Source organism: Thalassovita mediterranea (genome assembly GCA_019448215.1).
Taxonomy (GTDB): domain Bacteria; phylum Pseudomonadota; class Alphaproteobacteria; order Caulobacterales; family Hyphomonadaceae; genus Henriciella.
This window is the reverse complement of the sequence record CP080408.1, coordinates 1,712,936-1,731,024: the sequence shown is the minus strand read 5'-3', so window position 1 is coordinate 1,731,024 and position 18,089 is coordinate 1,712,936. Positions and strand designations below refer to the sequence as shown.

22 protein-coding genes are annotated in these 18,089 nt (G+C 60.6%); 9 read left to right on the top strand and 13 right to left on the bottom strand.

The window, feature by feature from the left end; translation table 11 throughout:
* Positions 1-73 precede the first annotated feature (73 nt).
* A complete protein-coding gene (rimO, locus tag KUV46_08590; GenBank protein QYI99415.1) occupies positions 74-1,429 on the top strand; it encodes a 30S ribosomal protein S12 methylthiotransferase RimO in 1,356 nt (451 codons plus the stop codon).
* 77 nt (positions 1,430-1,506) lie between these two features.
* On the opposite strand, the gene KUV46_08585 is transcribed toward rimO, so the two are convergent.
* Positions 1,507-1,890, bottom strand: a complete 384-nt coding sequence (locus KUV46_08585; protein ID QYI99414.1) for a hypothetical protein — start codon at positions 1,888-1,890, stop codon at positions 1,507-1,509.
* 108 nt (positions 1,891-1,998) lie between these two features.
* On the opposite strand from KUV46_08585, the gene KUV46_08580 reads away from it, so the two are divergent.
* Positions 1,999-2,694 (top strand): DUF2807 domain-containing protein, encoded by a 696-nt coding sequence (locus KUV46_08580; protein QYI99413.1) that lies wholly within the window; start codon positions 1,999-2,001, stop codon positions 2,692-2,694.
* Positions 2,695-2,775: 81 nt separating this feature from the next.
* Here KUV46_08580 and KUV46_08575 read toward each other — a convergent pair whose 3' ends face one another.
* The 4 genes from KUV46_08575 to KUV46_08560 form a co-directional block, all read right to left on the bottom strand.
* Positions 2,776-3,603, bottom strand: a complete 828-nt coding sequence (locus tag KUV46_08575) for a hypothetical protein (protein QYI99412.1) — start codon at positions 3,601-3,603, stop codon at positions 2,776-2,778.
* Positions 3,604-3,687: 84 nt separating this feature from the next.
* Positions 3,688-4,305 carry a 30S ribosomal protein S4 gene (gene rpsD, locus KUV46_08570; GenBank protein ID QYI99411.1) on the bottom strand — a complete coding sequence of 206 codons (618 nt, stop codon included), beginning with the start codon at positions 4,303-4,305 and terminating at the stop codon, positions 3,688-3,690.
* A gap of 121 nt (positions 4,306-4,426) precedes the next feature.
* Entirely contained in the window at positions 4,427-5,716 is a 1,290-nt protein-coding gene (locus KUV46_08565) for a DEAD/DEAH box helicase (GenBank protein ID QYI99410.1), read from the bottom strand.
* A gap of 267 nt (positions 5,717-5,983) precedes the next feature.
* On the bottom strand, positions 5,984-6,760 hold the full coding sequence (locus tag KUV46_08560; protein ID QYI99409.1) for a DUF2270 domain-containing protein: 777 nt from the start codon (positions 6,758-6,760) through the stop codon (positions 5,984-5,986).
* Between the two features lie 94 nt (positions 6,761-6,854).
* On the opposite strand from KUV46_08560, the gene KUV46_08555 reads away from it, so the two are divergent.
* Both KUV46_08555 and KUV46_08550 read left to right on the top strand, forming a co-directional pair.
* Complete coding sequence (locus KUV46_08555; protein QYI99408.1) at positions 6,855-7,217, top strand: BlaI/MecI/CopY family transcriptional regulator; 363 nt, start codon at positions 6,855-6,857, stop codon at positions 7,215-7,217.
* Positions 7,214-9,223, top strand: a complete 2,010-nt coding sequence (locus KUV46_08550; protein QYI99407.1) for a hypothetical protein — start codon at positions 7,214-7,216, stop codon at positions 9,221-9,223. The genes KUV46_08555 and KUV46_08550 overlap by 4 nt, the downstream gene beginning before the upstream one ends.
* A gap of 72 nt (positions 9,224-9,295) precedes the next feature.
* Here the strand turns inward: KUV46_08550 and KUV46_08545 are convergent, their stop codons facing one another.
* Positions 9,296-9,982 carry a hypothetical protein gene (locus KUV46_08545; GenBank protein QYI99406.1) on the bottom strand — a complete coding sequence of 229 codons (687 nt, stop codon included), beginning with the start codon at positions 9,980-9,982 and terminating at the stop codon, positions 9,296-9,298.
* A gap of 76 nt (positions 9,983-10,058) precedes the next feature.
* Positions 10,059-10,661, bottom strand: coding sequence for an NUDIX hydrolase (locus tag KUV46_08540; protein QYI99405.1), 603 nt, complete (start codon positions 10,659-10,661; stop codon positions 10,059-10,061).
* A 98-nt stretch (positions 10,662-10,759) separates the two neighbouring features.
* On the opposite strand from KUV46_08540, the gene KUV46_08535 reads away from it, so the two are divergent.
* Positions 10,760-11,506 (top strand): sulfite exporter TauE/SafE family protein, encoded by a 747-nt coding sequence (locus tag KUV46_08535; GenBank protein ID QYI99404.1) that lies wholly within the window; start codon positions 10,760-10,762, stop codon positions 11,504-11,506.
* Positions 11,507-11,570: 64 nt separating this feature from the next.
* Here the strand turns inward: KUV46_08535 and KUV46_08530 are convergent, their stop codons facing one another.
* From KUV46_08530 to KUV46_08510, 5 genes are all read right to left on the bottom strand, one after another.
* A complete protein-coding gene (locus tag KUV46_08530) occupies positions 11,571-12,203 on the bottom strand; it encodes a porin family protein (GenBank protein QYI99403.1) in 633 nt (210 codons plus the stop codon).
* Between the two features lie 165 nt (positions 12,204-12,368).
* Positions 12,369-12,626: a helix-turn-helix transcriptional regulator gene (locus KUV46_08525; GenBank protein ID QYI99402.1), complete on the bottom strand. Its 258-nt coding sequence runs from the start codon at positions 12,624-12,626 to the stop codon at positions 12,369-12,371.
* Positions 12,610-13,128 carry a DUF2975 domain-containing protein gene (locus KUV46_08520; GenBank protein QYI99401.1) on the bottom strand — a complete coding sequence of 173 codons (519 nt, stop codon included), beginning with the start codon at positions 13,126-13,128 and terminating at the stop codon, positions 12,610-12,612. Before KUV46_08520 ends, KUV46_08525 begins: the two co-directional genes overlap by 17 nt.
* Positions 13,129-13,197: 69 nt before the next feature.
* Positions 13,198-13,515: a hypothetical protein gene (locus KUV46_08515; GenBank protein QYI99400.1), complete on the bottom strand. Its 318-nt coding sequence runs from the start codon at positions 13,513-13,515 to the stop codon at positions 13,198-13,200.
* Positions 13,516-13,575: 60 nt separating this feature from the next.
* Positions 13,576-14,037 carry a nucleoside deaminase gene (locus tag KUV46_08510; GenBank protein ID QYJ02377.1) on the bottom strand — a complete coding sequence of 154 codons (462 nt, stop codon included), beginning with the start codon at positions 14,035-14,037 and terminating at the stop codon, positions 13,576-13,578.
* 63 nt (positions 14,038-14,100) lie between these two features.
* Here KUV46_08510 and rsmD point away from each other — a divergent pair, with 63 nt between their 5' ends.
* Positions 14,101-14,664, top strand: coding sequence for a 16S rRNA (guanine(966)-N(2))-methyltransferase RsmD (gene rsmD / locus KUV46_08505; protein ID QYI99399.1), 564 nt, complete (start codon positions 14,101-14,103; stop codon positions 14,662-14,664).
* Here the strand turns inward: rsmD and KUV46_08500 are convergent.
* Positions 14,661-15,692 carry a patatin-like phospholipase family protein gene (locus KUV46_08500; GenBank protein QYI99398.1) on the bottom strand — a complete coding sequence of 344 codons (1,032 nt, stop codon included), beginning with the start codon at positions 15,690-15,692 and terminating at the stop codon, positions 14,661-14,663. The genes rsmD and KUV46_08500 overlap by 4 nt on opposite strands.
* 48 nt (positions 15,693-15,740) lie before the next feature.
* Between KUV46_08500 and KUV46_08495 the strand changes: the two genes are divergently transcribed.
* The 3 genes from KUV46_08495 to KUV46_08485 all read left to right on the top strand — a co-directional run bounded on the left by KUV46_08495 (position 15,741) and on the right by KUV46_08485 (position 18,086).
* Positions 15,741-16,214, top strand: coding sequence for an NUDIX hydrolase (locus KUV46_08495; protein ID QYI99397.1), 474 nt, complete (start codon positions 15,741-15,743; stop codon positions 16,212-16,214).
* Positions 16,215-16,272: 58 nt separating this feature from the next.
* The gene (locus tag KUV46_08490; GenBank protein QYI99396.1) at positions 16,273-17,202 is read left to right on the top strand and encodes an aspartyl protease family protein; all 930 of its coding nucleotides are present in this window, start codon (positions 16,273-16,275) and stop codon (positions 17,200-17,202) included.
* 98 nt (positions 17,203-17,300) lie between these two features.
* Positions 17,301-18,086 carry an SDR family oxidoreductase gene (locus KUV46_08485; GenBank protein ID QYI99395.1) on the top strand — a complete coding sequence of 262 codons (786 nt, stop codon included), beginning with the start codon at positions 17,301-17,303 and terminating at the stop codon, positions 18,084-18,086.
* The last annotated feature ends 3 nt before the right edge of the window (positions 18,087-18,089 follow it).

The following is an 18,089-nucleotide window of genomic DNA, read 5'->3' as shown; positions in this document are numbered from 1 at the left end:
GCTGCGGGATAAGGCTGCGCTACCGCGCTATCACGCTTTTCATTGAGCTCCGCCGCTGGTAAACGCGCGCCCCATGAGCACACTTGTGGAAAATCCGCCGATCGCGCCTGTGAAGCCCCAGCCGAAAGTAGGCATTGTCTCGCTTGGCTGCCCGAAGGCACTGGTTGATTCAGAGCGCATCATCACGCGCCTGCGCGCGGAGGGCTATGCGATCTCTCCGGACTATGCCGGCGCAGATCTTGTCCTCGTGAATACGTGCGGCTTTCTGGACAGTGCGCGCGATGAGAGCCTTGAGGCCATCGGCGAAGCGATCGAGGCAAATGGCAAGGTCATCGTGACCGGCTGCCTTGGCGCAGAACCCGAGGTGATCCAGAAGGCGCACCCCAAAGTGCTCGCCGTCACCGGTCCGCACCAGTATGAGCAGGTCATGGACGCGGTGCATACGCACCTGACTCCGCCGGCCAATGCCTATACCGACCTCGTGCCGGAAACCGGCCTGAAGCTCACCCCGCGCCACTATTCGTACCTCAAGATCTCAGAGGGCTGTAATAATCGCTGCAGCTTCTGCATCATCCCGAAGCTGCGCGGTGACCTCGTCTCCCGCCCGATCCACCATGTGCTGACGGAGGCTGAGCAGCTTGTCCGCGCCGGCGTGAACGAACTTCTCGTCATCAGCCAGGACACCTCCGCCTATGGCCTCGACGTGAAATACGCGCCGCAGATGTGGAAGGGCGAAGAGTATGACACGCGCTTCCTCGACTTGGCGCGCGGCTTGGGCTCACTCGGCGCCTGGGTGCGGATGCACTATGTCTACCCCTACCCGCATGTCGACAAAGTCATCCCGCTGATGGCTGACGGGACCATCCTTCCCTATCTCGACATCCCGTTCCAACATGCTTCGGCCAATGTGCTGAAAGCGATGAAGCGCCCTGCCAAGCAGGACCGCGTGCTGGAGCGTATCCAGCAATGGCGCCGCGATGTGCCGGGCATGACGATCCGCTCGACCTTCATCGTCGGCTTTCCCGGTGAGACTGAGGAAGATTTCGAGATCCTGCTCGACTTTATCCGCGAGGCGAAGATCGACCGGGCTGGCTGCTTCAAATACGAAAACGTCCAGCACGCCGAGAGCCGCGACCTGCCGGGTCATGTGCCTGAAGAGGTCAAGGAAGAACGCTGGCACCGCTTCATGGCCGTGCAGGCAGCCATCTCAGCTGAGCGCGCCGAAGCGCAGGTGGGCACGGTTCAGGACGTCATCATCGACGGACCGGGCGAAGCCGATGGCGAAATGTTCGCCCGCACCAAGGCCGACGCGCCGGAAGTCGATGGCATGGTCTATCTCGACAATGCCCGCCACCTGAAACCAGGCGACATCGTCAGCGCCCGTATCACGGACGCCGACGAATACGACCTCTACGGCGAACCAGCCTAGACCGGGCGGACCAAAACCGCCCTCATCCTGAGCGAAGTCGAAGGACGAGGGCGCCTTATGGCCTAAGGCATTCCAGCCTAGTTGCTGATATCGTTGCGGATGCGGACGGCAGCGTCCTGCGGAATGCCGAGCTCTTCGAACGTCCAGCTCAGCTCAACGCCTTCAGGCACATAGGCTTCGCAATAGTCCTGACGCTCGCGGTAGAAGCCGACGGAGAAGCGGTTGTCGCCCGTCTTGTCTACGTCTGCACCGATGAAATCCTTGGTCGTGCAGCCATTCGACGTCACGCGGGCGGTGATGATCCCATTGCTCACATCGGCGCCCATAAGCTCACCATAGGAGCGGTCGCCGCCCCAGTCCGCGCGGACATGTTCATCGGCATCGACGATCACGCAGCCGCCCAGAAAAAGGGCGGCACCAGCAGCCGCGATGGACAGGCGAAGGGCGTTGTTGAGTTTCATTTCGAAAATTCCTTATTGACTTGCGATAATTATTCGTATTGTTTTTCGATAATCAAGAGTCAAGCGAATAGTTCGCCAGCCCACACAGAAGTCAGACAGGACCACCAAATGACCCGCCGCATTGCCATCGCCGCCATCGCCCTCAGCACCGCCTCTGCCCTGCCCGCACTCGCCGAAACCCGCACTTACGACGTCGGCAATTTCGAAGGTATCGACGTCTCCGCAGGTATCGAAGTGATCTATGAAACAGGCACGGCCAAGTCAGTCAGCGTCGAAAACAAGGACGGCGATTTCAGCGACATCATCGTGGAATCAAAGGGCGGCGAACTCGTCCTGAAACGCCCGCGCAAAATGGGCTGGGGCCGTCGCCGCGCGCCATACACGGTCACCGTTGGCGTACCATCCCTCAATTCGATTGAAGCCTCATCCGGCTCCAGCGTCTCTGGCGATGGCCTCTCTGGCCCACGCGCCAATGTCGAGGTTTCCTCAGGCGCAGACGTGGAGATCCGCGGCATCAACGCTGAAACCGTGATCGCCCAGGCCTCCAGCGGCGCCAGCATGGAAATCGCCGGCACGTGCACGACCATTGATGCCGACGCCTCCTCTGGTGCGAATCTCGATGCAGGGGACCTCATCTGTGAGCGCCTGACGGCTGACGTTTCCTCAGGCGCGTCAATCGACGCTCACGCCAGTCAGAGCGTGCGTGCAGACGCGTCCAGCGGCGGCAGCGTGAGAGCTTTCGGCGGCGCAGGTGACGTGTCGGTCGAGAAATCGTCCGGCGGATCTGTCCGCGTCGTCAGCTGACCCCGGTCCCACCCCGGGGAATGCGAGAGGCCTTCCATCTGGAAGGCCTCTTTCTTTTGTGGTCCGGGAATCAGGACCCGCCTAGCTGAAATCATAATCCTCGGCGCGAAGCTCCAGCTGCGGCCAATCCAGCTTCATGTCTTCAAGCGTGCCGCGCACGATACGCGCGATGGCCGCATTCCGGCGGGTGCGGCTGTCAGACGGGATCACATACCACGGCGCCCACGGCGTCGAGCATCGGTCCACCATCGTCTCGTAAGCATCCATGAATTGCGGCCAGAGCTTGCGGTCATCAAGGTCACCCGGATTGAACTTCCAGCGCTTGTGCGGCTCGGTCACGCGTTCCTTGAGGCGTATGCCCTGCTCCTCATGGCCAACGTGGAGCATGAACTTCAGAATGGTGACGCCATTCTCACTCAGCAGCTTCTCGAACTGGTTGATCTGCTCATAGCGCTGCTCGACCATGTCGGCAGGCGCGAAGTTTCGCACTTTGACGACCAGCACATCCTCATAGTGTGAGCGATCAAAGATGCCGATGAAGCCTTTGGGCGGCACCGCCTCATGCACGCGCCAGAGATAATCGTGAGCCAGCTCTTCCTTGCTCGGTGCCTTGAAGGCTTTCACTTTCACGCCGAGCGGTGAGGTCTGCGCAAAGACATGCCGGATCACACCGCTTTTGCCTGACGTATCCATGCCCTGCAGAACGACAAGTAGCGCGCGCTTCTGCGAGGCGTAGAGCAGGTCCTGAAGCTCATCGATAGCCGCAGCGTCGGTCTCCAGCTGCTTGCGGGCATGCTTCTTGTCAGGGAAGAGCGCCCGGTCGCCGCTATCGCGCGATGAGAGATCAAAGCCCTGCCCCGGCGCAGCCAGGAAACGCTGACGGACCTCCTCGATTTCTGGTGACGACATCAGGGGTCTCCTACATTCCGGTCAAAGAAAAAGCCGCGCCCAGAGGAGCGCGGCTTGATCGTAACTTCAAGTGCCTGAAACGGCTTAGGACGAATAGAATTCGACCACCTGAGCTGGTTCCATCTTGACGGCGTAAGGCACGTCAATGAGCTCAGGAACGCGGACCAGCGTTGCGGTCATCGCCTTCGGATCGACTTCAATGTACTCCGGGATATCACGCTCTGGCGAACCCAGTGCTTCGAGCACCAGTGCCATGTTGCGCGACTTCTCGCGGATTTCGACAACGTCGCCCGGCTTCAGACGGTAGGAGCCGATGTTCGTTTTCACACCGTTCACTTTGACGTGGCCGTGATTGACGAACTGACGGGCAGCAAAAATGGTCGGCACGAATTTCGCGCGGTAGACAAAAGCCTCAAGACGGCATTCGAGCAGGCCGATCAGGTTCTCTGCCGTGTTGCCCTTTTGACGGTTTGCTTCGTCATAGGTGCGGCGGAACTGCTTCTCGGTGATGTCGCCATAGTGGAACTTCAGCTTCTGCTTCGCCATGAGCTGAAGACCATAGTCAGACGTCTTCTGACGGCGGCCCTGGCCGTGCTGGCCTGGCTTGGTCGGACGCTTGTTGACTGGTGATTTGGGGCGGCCCCAGATGTTTTCACCGACGCGGCGGTCGATCTTGTACTTCGTCGAGTGACGACGTGACATGGTAGTCTTCCTTTTACGACGTGGGCCGGTGAAGCGTCCCTAACGAGCTTCACGATTACAACGGCGGCGCCACACCATCCCGTCCTGAAGGCGCGGGTTAAATGCGAAAAGCCCCGTCAGGTCAAGAGGACGCGCTGCTTTGCTTTTGCCGGCCCTGACTGGCGTTTCCACCATTGCCGCGATTGCGGTTCCGGTTGCGCGAGCGAGGCTTGCGTTTCGCCCGCTCACCGCCGCGAGTCGGATCGAAATTCTTGCGCTCGCTTCCGCCGCCCTGTTCGTTGAACTCAGGCACTATGCCTTCGGTCGGGATCTTGGACCCGATCAGCTTTTCGATGTCGCGGAGCAGCTTGCGCTCCTCGCCGTCGCAAAGCGAGATCGCCGTGCCGCTCTCACCCGCGCGCGCCGTGCGGCCAATGCGGTGGACATATGATTCCGGCACGTTGGGCAGCTCATAGTTTACGACGTGGCTGACCTGGTCGATGTCGATGCCGCGGGCTGCGATATCCGTCGCCACAAGCACGAGAAGCTTGCGGTTCTTGAAGGCGTCGAGCGCCTTGATGCGCTGGTTCTGGCTCTTGTTTCCATGGATCGCCGCAGAGGCGAGGCCTGCCTGCTCCAGATGGCGGGCAACACGGTCGGCACCGCGCTTGGTCCGCGTGAAGACGATGGCGCTCTCGACCTTCTTGTCCCGGAGGATATCGACGAGGATATCGCGCTTCTGCGTATGCGGCACAAAGCGGACGGTCTGATCGATCCGGTCCACGGGCTTCGACACCTGCGCGACGGCAACGTTCACAGGATCGTTCAGGAACTGGTCTGCAAGCGCGCGAATATCCTTCGGCATGGTCGCGGACAGAAGCGCGGTCTGGCGCTCCTTGGGCAGTTGCTGGAGGATTTTCTTGATCTGCGGCAGGAAGCCCATGTCCATCATGTGGTCGGCTTCATCCAGAACCACGGTCTGGATATCGTCAAACCGGACGGCGTTCTGCGATTTGAGGTCCAGCAGGCGGCCCGGCGTCGCGACAAGAATGTCGACGCCGCGCTCCAGCGCGCGGATCTGCTTTGAAATCTTCAGGCCGCCAACGACAACGGTGGAAGACAGATGGCCATGCTTGCCGTAGGCGCGAACGCTCTCTGCAATCTGGGCAGCAAGCTCACGCGTTGGCGCCAGGATCAGCGCGCGGCAGGTCTTTGGCGACGGACGCGTACCAACACCCAGCAGGCGGTGAAGGATGGGCAGGGTAAAGGCAGCCGTCTTGCCGGTGCCGGTCTGCGCCGTCCCCAGCACGTCGCGCCCCGTCATCATGGCTGGTACGACCTGCGCCTGAATTGGCGTCGGCTGGTCATAGCCTTCAGTTGCGAGTGCACGAAGGAGAGGCTCGGCGAGGCCGAGGTCTTTGAAATTGGTCAAAAGAATATCTTTCAGTTGTGGCCTGACCGCGGTCATCTTCCGCGGAGGCGCAATAGGCTTGCTCGCAGCAGACCAGTCTGCCGCGTTCGGGTTCTGCGCTGATCAGGACTTGCTTTCGTCAAGGCAACGATCGGTTGGGAAAGTCGCTCGATCCGGGCTGTCTGGCTCTCGGATCACAAGATCGATGCCTGAGGCGTCTGGGGGTCGAGATAAGGCTTCCGCTAGAAAGCGCAACCTGAATTCACTGCAGTGCAGCAAATCTGCGTGTCAGACACCCGGCTCAGGATCGAGATAGTCAGCCATCTTGGTCTTGTCAGCCTTCTCCGAAACCCACGCCCAGGCGGTAAGCGTGATGAAGAAGATCAGCAGGCACGTGCCCAGGATAATGGCGAGCCAGCCCGGGATGGCGCCGATATGCGCGCGCTCCAGCGCCTGCTCGATGGAAGAGGCCTCGATCGGGTGGATCCAGATTTTCGCGAGATAGGCCGCATACTGGATAATGAAGATCCAGAGATAGTTGCGCCGCAGCCTCTGCCCCATCGCCCGGAAGGATGAGATGCGATGGCGCGGGTGGATGTAATCGTCTGAGAGCGCGCTGCCGCGGTCCTGCGGGATCATGGCGCCCCGGCCGCGCAGGATCGGCACCATCACGGCAAGCTCGAGCAGGCGCGCGCGAAACTTCCAGACCATGAAGTAGCGATAGCGGCGCGCCTCAAGGAACAGGAACATCACCGTCAGCATACCCACCAGAACAATCGGCAAGGGCGAGGCGGTTGCGCTTGCAAAGCTGACGGACAGGGCGATACCGGTCGAGACCACGGCCCAGTTCGTCGTCATGTCGAGACGCTGGCGCCAGATCGTCGAACGATAGACTTCAGCGCGGTAAAGGTGCGCAAGCGCGCCTATTTCCTTCGACCCGGCTATGGGCTCGCCTGATTTCTGCGGGACTTCATCGTCTGACATGATCGGACCATAGGCTGCTTCGCGCACTGCGTCACCATTGAGAAGGCGTCCATATGCCCCGATTGGGCCTACCCTGCGCACGGCGCCCCCTGCCTTGCAATTGTCATAATTTTTCTATTGACCACAACTGTAATCAGGAATATCGACTACATCCGTAATCAAAAGAGGCTGTATCATGCAGATCGCGCCTGCCGAACTCGAAATCATGAATGTCCTGTGGGACCAGCCCGGAATCGGTGCTGCCGAGATTGCGGACGTCCTTGCTTCCGACAAGAGCTGGAACATCCGGACCATCAAGACCATGCTCGGCCGCCTTGTCGAAAAGGGCGCGCTCGCGACCGAGGCTGAAGGCCGCCGCTATCTCTACCGGCCACTGGTCAAGCGCGGTGACTATCGCCGCAAGGAAGCGCGCCAGTTTGTCGACCGCATGTTTGGAGGACGCGCTGCCCCGCTGGTGGCGCACCTCGCCGACGGCAAAGGGCTCAGCGCCGAAGACATTGCTGAACTTGAAGCACTTCTGGGGGAACTGAAGAAATGACCTTTCTAAACGAGCTTCATCCGCTGCTGCTGAACAGCATTCAGACCAGCCTTGCCGTTGGTTTCCTGTTCGGACTGGTTCTCGTCGTCAGACGCCCATTCGCCCGCCAGTTCGGCGCAAAGGCGGCCTATGCCCTCTGGCTCGTGCCACTTGCACGCCTCGCCATGCCGCCGCTGCCTGCAAACATTTCCCTGTTCGGCTTTCTGGCCCCAACCGAGCCACAGCACACGACGACCGTTTCGAGCATCACCGAGCGCGTTCACGCGGTCGCCGTCGATGCGGGCACTGTTGCACATGCCCGTTCGTTCGAAGCGCCTGCCGCACCGGTTGCACCGCTCCCGGCCCCGGTCGAAGCCGCTGAGCCAGGCATGCTCGATGCGCTGATGCAAATCGCACCCCAGCTCATCCTTCCGGTCTGGATTGCCGGCAGCGTGCTTGTGCTCGCGACCGCATGGCGCAAGCAGGCGGTCTTTCACGGCCTCATCCGCGACGATTCCGAGCCTGCCTCGGACCGCGTTGCAGAGCTGACGGCCAAGATCGCGAACGAGCTCGGCGTGAAGCGCAGCTATGATGTGCGCTCCAGCCTTCTGAATGGCAGCCCGCTGGTCACGGGCCTCGTCAAACCTGTCATCCTCCTGCCAGCCTGGTTCGAGGACGACTACTCCCCGCGCGAACAGCGCGATGCGCTGACGCACGAGCTGACGCACGTGAAGCGCAATGACCTCCTTGCCCTGCAGGCCGCCCAGCTCGTGCTGGCCCTGCAGTGGTTCAACCCACTGGCTCACCTCGCCATGCGTGCATTCCGCGTGGACCAGGAGGCAGCCTGTGACGCCGATGTGCTTCGGGCGGGAACATCGTCGGCGTTCTCCTATGGTCAGACCCTTGTGAAGGCGGCGCGCCTTGCAGGTCCGGCCGATGGTGCCTTTCGCGGCGCCAACCTCACCCTGACGCATCCCATAAAAGAAAGACTTATACTGATGCAGAACACCGCCCCGACGCTCCGCCGCCGCCTGCTCGGCTCAACGCTTGCCCTGACCCTAGGCTCTGCCGCCATCGTCGCGACCGCTTCCTGCGCCGCAAATGCATCCCCGCAAGACGCTGCGAACAACGAACTGGCAGGTGGCGCCGAGACCACCGAGCGTCACGCAAAGGTCTATCGCTTCAGCTCGAACGGCAATGACGATGACCGCCAGTTCGTATTGCTGAGCGACCCATTCCAGAAGCTCAGCCCACGCCTCGAAAAGCTGGAGGAGCTGGATCTCTCCGACCTCGAATCGGAAATGAATATCCTCGCCCTCGAAATGAGCGATCTCGGCGAGCTTGAGGAGCTTAAGGAACTCGAAGGCCTCACGATCATGGGCGACCTGTCCAAGCTCAGCGGTCTTGCTGAGCTCGGCAACATGTCCTTCGATTTCGACCTCACGGTCTCGGATCTGGACGAGCTGGGTGTCGAAACGGTCGAAACCGAGAACGGCGTGAAGATCATCATCCCGGGCCGCGAACTCATGCTGTCGCGGAATGGCGAAGGCGCTCTCTCACTCGATGTTGAGGCGCTGGAATCCTTCATCGAAGCTCATGCCGAAAGAATGGAGCACATGGCAGAGCGCCACGCTGAGCGTGCCGAACGCATCGCTCTCGTTATCGAAGAGCGTGTCGAAGCCCGCGCAGAACGAATGGAAGAACTCGGTGAGCAGATGGAGCTTCGCATCGAGCGCGCCTTTGAGGACGGCCTCGAAGAAGACCTCGAAGCCGCCGGTGCAATCGTCGAGGAGATGGCTGAGCAGTGCGAAGAGCGCGAAGCCGACCTCAACACCCCGACCATCATTAGCTTCACCGAAAATGGCGAGACCTATCGCGCCCTGTGCGTGAATGGATCGAGCGATCGCCTCCGCGACGAGGACGTCACCGCATTCATCGCTGGCAACCCGGAACTGACCGAAGCTGAACGGGCCCGCTTCGACGAAGATCGCTCCTACAGCTACAGCTATTCCTGGTCCGAGAACTGATCTTTCTTCTCACACGAGCGAGATGTTCTCGTCAGGATAAAGGCCCCTGCTCCGACCCGGCAGGGGCCTTCTTTATTTCAGCAGTCTGCCGCGCAGAGCCCGCTGGACCAGCAAGGCAATGCCGAACAGGACAGTCGTCAAGCCAAGGAAAGCTGCCAGCTTCAGCCACCAGCTGTCGAAACGGTCCTTGCCGGTGATATCCATGATGTGGAAGCGCCAGAGCACGTCGAAGAGCCTCCACTTGTCAGTGCGTACCGCCCGCACCTCGCCGCGCGTTGCATCGACCCAGAATGTCGCCTTGTCCTGCCCGTCGAAATCGACCCGCCAGAGCGGCGATGAACTGCCCGCCTCACGCGGCGGCGTCTCGACCAGCACCGCAGAAACGATCTCCCCCCGTCCCCGCCAGCTTTCCAGCGCAATAGCACGCACTTCCGCTGCCCCGATGGGCGCCAGCGGCTCACCAGTCTCGAAATCATGAAGCGACGCGCCGGTCTCACCAGTGGCAAGCCAGACCGTCTCGCCGAGCACGCGGCGCACTTCGAGCTTGATCGGTGCAGCATCCAGCTGCGGTAGCGACGTCTCTTCCAGCGCAGCCATGTCGATCGGTTGAGGGCCCGCGCGCAGATGCTCGCCGCGAATGGTCTCGATCGGGAAAAGTGTGAAATAGAAGCCGCTCAGCGTCCAGAAGAGAAGCTGCGCCCCGACAACAAGCCCCAGCAGCTTGTGTGCCCGGCTGATCTGCCTTGCCCGCTTCGACATTCGGTAATCCCCTGCACTCTTCCCGCTCCCCAGAAACGGCGAAGTTGCAGCTATGTCGAGAGTAGGCCCTCAGCCCTTATTGACGCAGGAGGCTGCCGATCTCCTCTGGCAATTGCCCACGCCTTGCGCGTTCGAGTGCGGCAAACACCATGAGGTGCGTGAACGCGTCCGTGATCTCACCATCGAGACACATACCGACCAGGTCCGGGAAAGAGACACGTTTCACCGTCAACGCCTCAGAAGGCTCCGGCTGCGCCTCGCCCTCTCGCAGCCCCCAGGCAAGATAGCCAATCGCCTTCTCATCGCTCACGGAATTCGACACATCCCAGCGGCCCAGCGCCTGCCAGTGCTCGGCGCGAAGACCTGTTTCCTCAGCCAGTTCGCGTTTCGCCGCATCTAAAGGGTCTTCCGCCTTGGGGCCGCCGCCTTCAGGCAGCTCCCAGCTATAGGCATCAAACGGAAACCTGTGCTGGCCAACAATCCAGGTATGACCGCTCGCATCAATCGGCAGCACACCAATGGCGAGGTTGGCGTAGCGCACCACGCCATAGATGCCCGGACTTCCGTCTGGATGGGCGACCTGGCTGGTCTCCACGCGGATCCAGGGGTTCTCATAGGAGAGCGCGGTTTCGTGGACCGTCCAGGGGCCGTTGCGGCGGGGATGTGCATCATCAGACATGACAAAGCGATTAGGCCCTCACCTGCCTCTTGCAAAGGGAAAGGCCCGATAGGCCAGATGCTGGCGCACGCTGCGCAATCGGCGTATCGCAAGACCGCATGAGCCCGCTTAGCGCCGCCATAATCCTTCTTGCCACGCTCGTGACGGCTTTCATCTCGGGCATTTTCGGCATGGCGGGCGGCCTGATCCTGATGGGCGTCCTGACCGCTCTCCTGCCCGTGGCCACGGCGATGATCGTTCACGGCGCCATCCAGATGGTGTCCAATGGCTGGCGGGCCTGGCTGCTTCGCGGGCAAATCAACTGGGCGATCTTCGCCCGCTATGCGGCCGGCTCGGTTGGCGCGGTCCTGCTGCTTGCGCTGCTCGCCTGGCGCCCGGACAAGACCGTGGTCTACCTCCTGCTCGGCCTCACCCCGCTCATGGTCTGGGTGCCGCGAAAGATCATCGACGTCGACATCCAGAAGCGCGGACAGGCAGAGGCGGCGGGTTTCATTGTCCAGGCTCTCAATACGCTGGCAGGCGTCGCGGGGCCACTGCTCGACCTCTTCTTCGTGCGCACCGACATGACACGGCAGGCCATCGTGGCGACCAAGTCGGCAACGCAGGTGCTCGCTCATCTTATAAAGATCGCCTTCTGGAGCCTGCCCATCCTTGCCGCAGCAGGTGAGATATATATTCCACCACTCTGGCTCTTTGCACTGGCTATTTCGCTCTCCATGAGCGGCACCTGGCTCGGCGGGCTGGTGCTGGAGCGAATGAGCGACATCAATTTCAAACGCTGGATGCGCTGGCTCGTGACGGTCATCGGCCTTGTCTACCTCGCTCGCGCAGCCGGGCTTCTTTAGCGCAAAAGAAAACGCCGGCACCCAATAGTACCGGCGTTCCCTGTCAATCAAACGAGGCCAAGCCCTAGAACTTGTAGCCTGCGCTGAACATCGCAGCGTGCGTGTCCGTATTGCCGAAGCCATACCAGGTGTATTCACCCCGCAGATTCCAGTTCTCCGTCAGCGCATAATCGAGACCACCGCCAAGGGCTGCGCCGTCTTCAGAGTCCTCGATCGTGGTGATGGCGGTGCCACCCGGCGTCTGGATCTCAGCGTCTAGGTCGACAAAGGCGTAACCGGCGCGGCCGAAAGCATCGAGACGCTCGGTGACCGGCACTTCTGCCTTGCCGTAGATGCCGACAAGATAGTTGAGGCCAATGTCGCCGGAACCCGCGATCAGGTCGTTGAAGTCGCCGTCATTATTGTCATCGAGATTGAACTCGTCTTCATCGACATTGTAGTCGAACTCGCCATCATCGATGCCGGTCGTGATATCAGACTCAAGGCTGAACCAGTCATTGAACTGATAGCCAGCGCGCGCCGTGATGGCGTTCGTGTCGACGCCGCTATCGGCACCATCAGGCTGGATGTCGAGATAGCTATAGCCACCTTGCAGATAGAAGCCCTGTTCGTCGGAATAGGATTGCGCCGAAGCCGATCCGGCAGCGACGATCATTGCACCTGCTGCGGCGGTGCCAATAAGCATGGTCTTCAACATGGGAGGTATCCTTTTTACGTTCTGTAACTCTACCGCTCCGGTTTATGTCCGGAACGGGAAGGGAAACGACGCGAAAAGAACCCCGTTCCTGCCCTGCATGCACCCACATGCATGTGTGGCAATCAGGCATCACTTTCTGTAATTTAATTTAACAATTCCAAAGTGTTAACGGCTCTCTTCTGCCTCATTCCCGACATATTCCAGAAGGTCTCCGGGCGTACAGGAAAGCGCGTCGCAAAGCCGGATCAGCGTGTCGAATCTGACGCCTTTCACCTTGCCCGATTTGAGCAGCGAGAGGTTGGCTTCCGTCATACCGATTTCGGCGGCCACATCCTTGGCGCGGCGCTTCCTCAGCGCCAGCATGACATCCAGCCGGACAATGATCTCACCCGGGAGGGCATTCTCCTCAGACGAACTGGTCATTGTCATCCTTGAGCGCGATGGCATCCTCGAAGACACTCGCCAGCCCGTGCAGGGCAAATCCCATCAGACCAACGCCGAGCGCGAGATCGGTAAAGCTGAATATGTTGCGGCTGGTTTCATCACCGACCCAGCCGAGCACTGCCGGGATTATCACGGCGCTGGTGACCGCTGCCCAGATCAGGCTGTCCGCACCCTGACGCAAGGTCTTCAGATTCCGCGCCGTGAACACCTGACCCTGACCGCAACGTCCAAAGAAAGACGCGAAATCAGCCAGCGCAAACGCGATGAAAATTGTCGGCCCGGCTTTCAGGAGGCCGATCATGAAGCCATTGAGAAGCGGAAGAATGTCCGCGCCGCTCTCGAAATACTGACCGCCGACTTCCTCGCCGACAAAGTAGGACACGTTCACCGACAGAATGGCGACGGCCACCCACGCCAGGATTGAAAGCGTGTCATATGACCCCGCCTTGCCATTACCGCTTGAGTTTTTGTCGTGCGCCATGACCGCCCCCATCCAGAAAAGATGGATGCCTTATATCAAAGAATTATTGCTACACAATAATTATTTATCTTAACCTGTTTCCAGATCAGTGCATTCAGCCTCGCCAACCTTGAGGTCATACTGGCGTGGCCCGACCCAACCATCTGGCATGCGCTCGCCGGTGCCGGTGAGTTCCACGATCAGCGTACATTCGCCAGCCGTGACGATGTAGGTATCAAACCCGTCCGTCTCGATGGCGTCGATTGGCCGGCCATCCAGCGCATCGGACACTTCACCGCTCTCTATGATGCTGACCAGCTCGCGCTGGCGCTGATATTGCGGCGGCAGGGCCGCGCTCGCGATAAGCGGCAGGGCAACGAGCCCCGTCAGGATCAATGCTGGTTTCATGGTGTGGTCCCCCTTCAGAAGCGATGCTGCCCTGAAAGCTGCCACCCGATCAAGGCGAGATCATGCCCGGCGCGCGCGAAAGAAGTCGCGAAGCAACTGGCCCGCTTCCTCGGCATGGCCAAGGTCCTGATAGACTTCAGGCCGCCAGTGACAGGTCGGCTGGTCAAAGAAGCGCGGGCCGTGCACCACGCCGCCGCCCTTGGGGTCTTCCGCGGCATAGATCAGCTTGCCGATCCGCGCGAACGAGATCGCTCCGGCGCACATCGCGCACGGCTCCAGCGTGACATAGAGCCAGAGGCCTGTGAGCCTGTAATTGCTCCGGTTCATGCCTGCCTGACGGATCGCGACAATCTCTGCATGCGCCGTCGGATCATGGATCCCGATCGGTCCATTGCGTCCTTCGGCGACCACTTCATCGGTGCGCGGGTCCACGACTACGGCGCCTACCGGCACCTCGCCATCGGCGGCAGCCTCGCGTGCAAGCTCAAGCGCGCGCGTCATATGTCTGGAGTCTGGCACCATGCTTTCGCTCATACAGCCGCCCACGCTTTTCGCCACCCCTGCATGATGCTAAGCGCCTCGCCCATGCGGATCATATCTGGAAAATTCAAAGGTCAGGCCATCGCTGCGCCTGCGGGCCGGGACACAAGGCCAACCTCTGACAGAGCGCGCGAGAGCCTGTTCAACGTGCTGGCCCACGCGTCCTGGGCACCTGACCTTGAGGGCGCACGTGTCATCGACCTGTTTGCAGGCTCTGGCGCGCTCGGCTTCGAAGCGATCTCGCGCGGCGCAGCCTTCTGCCTCTTCGTTGAGACCGAAAGCGCGGCCCGCGGCGCGATCCGCAACAATATCGAAAGCTTCCAGCTTTTTGGAAACACGCGCATCCATCGCCGCAGTGCCACCGATCTTGGGCCGAAGCCCGCAGGCGTTGGTGAGCCATTCACCCTCGCCTTCATGGACCCGCCTTACAATAAAGGGCTGGTCGAGCCATGCCTCGCGACGCTCAAAACCGGCAACTGGCTTGCCCCGGACGCACTGGTCGTCGTTGAGACCGAGGCCCGCGAAACCTTTGAGCATCCGGGCTTCACAGAGGTCGATACGCGCGAAGCCGGCAAGGCGAAGATCACCATGTTGCGCTTTGGCGCCTAGGTCTTGAAGAAGACCTCCTCGATGTCGACGGTGGAGCTATAGCCCACCTTGTCTTCGCACTTCTTCAGCCAGTCAGCCGCCGCCTTGCGCCCCTTGTCCCGCAGCCCGGTCAGGAACTGCCAGCTTGTGTCGAACTTGGTATCGAGGCTCAAAAAGGACAGCACATCATCGCCCTGTATGGCGTGCATGAGTGGGCCATCGGATTTGGTCCTACCAAACGGCCATCTTCTTGGAGGCTTCGCCTCTTGGACGTTATCTTTGCGAAGCTGGTTCAGAAGCGACGTGTTGAAGATGATCTCGTTCAGCCTGTCCTGGATCTCCGCTGCACTTCGCGGCGTCGTCGTCCGCTTGATCGGGTTCAGCGTCACCAGAAGGATGTCGCGCGTATCTTTCCGCTTCAGCAGTGGTTCGAGGTTGGGATTACCGACATACCCGCCATCCCAATAAGGCACGCCTTCAATCTCGACCGCCTGAAAGACTTGCGGCAGGCAGGCCGAGGCCAGAACCGCATCGCAGGTCAGCTCGAGGCCGGTGAAGGTCTTCAACCGCCCCGTCTGCACATTGGTGGCAGCGACATGTAGGTCGACACCGCTCGACCTGACCGCATCGAAATCGATCGTTTTCAGGATATCGCGCAGCGGGTTTATGTTTGCCGGATTGAGGTCGTACGGGCTGAAGAAGGTCGTCATCACCTTGGCGACATTGGTCGTCCAGAACCCGAACGGACTGCCGATCAGTTCCTGTGCCATCGGATTGGACGGCGCGGACCGATAAAGCGCGCCCTTCTTTGAAATGTCGCTCCAGAAATTCTCCAGCGCGACGCGTGCGCCCTTGCGTCCGTTGTTCCGCAGACCTGAGAGATAGGCCACCGCATTCATGGCGCCGGCGGACGTCGCCGAAATCGCGCTGATCTCCAGCTTGTCCTCTTCGGCCAACCGGTCCAGTACACCCCAGGTGAAGGCGCCATGCGATCCGCCGCCCTGCAGGGCGAGACTTATCCGCTTTTTGCTCGACGATGAGCGCGCCATACTGTGTCCCCCAACCTCTGGAATTAGATTGCACTTCAGGTTTGCTCAATGCCATTCGTAGAAAATTCACCAAAACTTGCCGACGGCGTCCGGCCCCAGCCAGCTGCTGGCATTGTGTGCCTGCGCGGTGATCAGGTCCTTCTGATACGTCGTGGGACGCCGCCAATGACGGGGGAATGGTCGCTGCCCGGCGGGCGGATCGAAGCGGGCGAAACCGCGAAAGACGCCGCCCTGCGCGAACTGAAGGAAGAGACCGGGGTCGATGCGCGCATTGCGGGTCTTCTCGATGTCGTCGACGCCATTATCAGGAACCGCGAAGGCACGCTGATCACCCGCCACTATGTGCTGTGCGACTATCTCGCCATCTGGACGGCGGGCGAACCGGTCGCTGGCGACGATGCGGCAGAGGCGCGCTTCTTTGATCTTGCCGAAGTCCCGGGCCTCAAACTCTGGGATGAAACGAGCCGGATCATTGATGCAGGCGTCGCGCTTGCCGCCTCGCTTCCTCAGAATGGCAAATGATGGCATAATCTCCTGATCGAAGCGCTCCGCCAAAGAGAGCGCAGAAGGGAGACTTGAGGTGAAACTCACCTCCACCATCGCAGCTTTACTGACCGTGCTGACGCTCGCGCCGCTCAGCGCGCACGCCGCTGTCAGCGATGATATCCCGTTCGAGATCACAGACTCCGGCCATATGGTGGTTACGCTTCGCCTGAACGGGCGCGAAGATGTGGACGCCATCGTCGACACCGGCGCCACCTTTCCCATCATCGACAGCCAGTCCGCCGCGCTTATTGGCGTGGCCCCGCCCGCCAGCCCGGCTCTGATCGAGATCATCGGCCTTGGAGACGTACGCACCTTTCCGGTCATCGACGTTGACCGTATGAGCGTCGGCCCGGTCCGGGTGGACGCCGCGCAGGCGGCCTACAACAACAAGGTGAGGTTCCCCTCGACCGGAAATGTCATCCCGGCGAGCAGCCTGCCGCAGAGGACGCTCGATTTCGATTTCGAGAGATCCCGGCTGCGGGTCTATGACGGCGCGCCAGCCCATATCAGCCGGTCGCTTGTCACCCGTCTTGAGGTGACACGAATCGGCGGACTGCCCTTCATCGAGGTGAGTGTGAACGGCACAAAGGGACTGGCCCTCATTGATACCGGTGCCAGCGTCTCGGTCGTCAATTCAGCTTTTGCGGAAGGCGCAAGCCGCTCGCGCGATTCCGTCCGCGACATCGAACTCGTCGGGGCGACCGGAAACATCACCCCCGTCAAAGTCCTGTTCAGCCGCCGGTTTGAAATCGGTGACTTCGAAGTCGACCGCTTCAATGTCATCGTCTCGAACCCCGAATTTCTGGACCGTTTCGGACTGTTGGACACGCCGGTCATGATCCTCGGTCTCGATATCCTGAAAGCCTTCAGGCTTCAGATAGACCGCGAGGAAGACCTTGTGCGCTTCGCCCTGCCAGATCGTGGCCGCAGGCCCGGCGCTGGCATTTCCCTTCGCGCGCGATAGAAACCAGATCTCAGCGGCACACAACTTTCCCCCTCGTCATGATTGCATCCGGCAAGGCTCTGCAGCTTTATGCCGGTCAAACATTCAGGGAGAGTAATATGGCCTACGCACCTTTTGATCTGACCGGCAAAGTTGCGCTCGTCACGGGCGGCAATCGCGGCATCGGCTACGGCATGGCAGAGGCGCTGGCCGCGTCGAATGCACATGTCGCGATCTGGGGCCGCAAGGAAGCGGCGAACAAGGAGGCGGTGGAGGCACTGTCGAAACTTGGCGCAGGCGACGTAAAAGCCTGGAGCGTCGACGTTGCAGATGAAACGGCCGTGGTGGATGCCATGAAAGCGACCGTCGACGCATTTGGCCGCGTGGACACCTGTATCGCAAATGCGGGCGTCGGCTTTGGCGCCTCCAGCTTCATGGAAATGACCACCGAAACCTGGAACAAGAACATGGCTGTCAATCTCGACGGCGCGTTCTGGACCCTTCGCGAAGCAACCAAGCACATCACAGAGCGTGCGAAGGCCGGTGATCCGGGCGGCTCCCTCGTCGGTGTGGCTTCGCTCGCCGCAATCTCTGGCGCTGCGCGCAATCAGGCATATGCAGCAACCAAGGGCGGCCTTATCTCAATGCTGAAAGCGATTGCGGTTGAAACGGCGCGCTACGGCGTCCGCGCCAATGCGATCCTGCCGGGCTGGATTGCCACCGACATGACTGAGACCGCGCAGAACACCGAAGTCTTCCAGACCAAGGTGATCTCACGCGTTCCGGCCCGCCGCTGGGGCGAGCCGAAAGATTTTGGCGGTGTTGCTGTGTATCTAGCCTCAGATGCCTCGTCCTACCATTCAGGCGATACGTTCCTGATCGATGGCGGCTACAACATCTTCTAGATC